Genomic DNA, 945 nt, shown 5'->3' on the forward strand with positions numbered 1-945 from the left:
GACAGGGGTGGCCAGCTCGACCGCCGTGCGCGGCAGTTCCGGATCCACGCCGCGCTCGAAACGGTGCCCGGCGTCGGTGTGCAGGCCGAGGCGGCGGCCACGGCCCATGATCGCGGCCGGCGCGAAATGCGCGGCCTCGAGGAACACATGTCGGGTCGCGTCGGTGACCCGGGTGTCCAGCCCACCCATCACGCCAGCCAGTGCGACCGGGCGATCGGCCTGGAAGTCGAAGAAGTGACCGCGCTCGGCGACGGCCTGGCCGGTGTCGTCGTCGCCCGCATCGTCGAGGCGGTGAAGCACCCGGAAGCCGACCGCCTGCAGGTCTGCCAGGTCGACGCCGGCAGCGGCCAGCTGCTGCAGATCGTCTGCGGCGCGCCGAACGCGCGCTCGGGCCTGGTCGCGCCGCTGGCCACGGTCGGCTCGAACGTCGGCGGTATTGCGATCAAGGCGGCCAAGCTGCGCGGTGTGGAATCCAACGGCATGCTCTGCTCGGCCAAGGAGCTGGGCCTGGACGCCGATGCGTCCGGCCTGTTGGAGCTGCCCGATGACGCGCCAGTCGGCTCGGCGCTGACCGATTATCTGGGCCTGCCCGACGCCAGCATCGAGATCAAGCTGACCCCCAACCGCGCCGATTGCTTCAGCGTGCGCGGCATCGCCTACGACGTCGCCGCGGCCTGCGCGAGTGAAGTGACTGCGCTGGACGTGGCCGCGATCCCCGCGGCGAGCGCACGCGAGCTGGCCGTGCAGCTGCACGCCGGCGCCGACGCGCCGCGCTACTGCGGGCGCGTGATCGAAGGCGTGGACGCCAACGCGCGCACGCCGGTGTGGATGGCCGAGCGGCTGCGTCGCAGTGGCGTGCGGCCGGTGTCGCTGCTGGTCGATATCACCCAGTACGTGATGCTGGAGCTGGGCCAGCCGATGCATGCCTTCGACCTGGACACGCTC

General features: G+C 71.7%; 2 protein-coding genes. One reads left to right on the forward strand and one right to left on the reverse strand.

The annotated features are described in order from the left end of the window. Positions 1–189: phenylalanine--tRNA ligase beta subunit-related protein (locus J7528_RS25655; protein WP_363270477.1), on the reverse strand; the 189-nt coding region annotated here is incomplete at its 3' end. Between J7528_RS25655 and ytpR the strand changes: the two genes are divergently transcribed. Next, a partial coding sequence (ytpR, locus tag J7528_RS23530; protein ID WP_291879699.1) for a YtpR family tRNA-binding protein occupies positions 148–945 on the forward strand: 798 nt, incomplete at its 3' end. The two genes, J7528_RS25655 and ytpR, sit on opposite strands and share 42 nt — an antisense overlap.

It is taken from the genome of Caulobacter sp. (assembly GCF_017744445.1).
Lineage (GTDB): Bacteria > Pseudomonadota > Alphaproteobacteria > Caulobacterales > Caulobacteraceae > Caulobacter.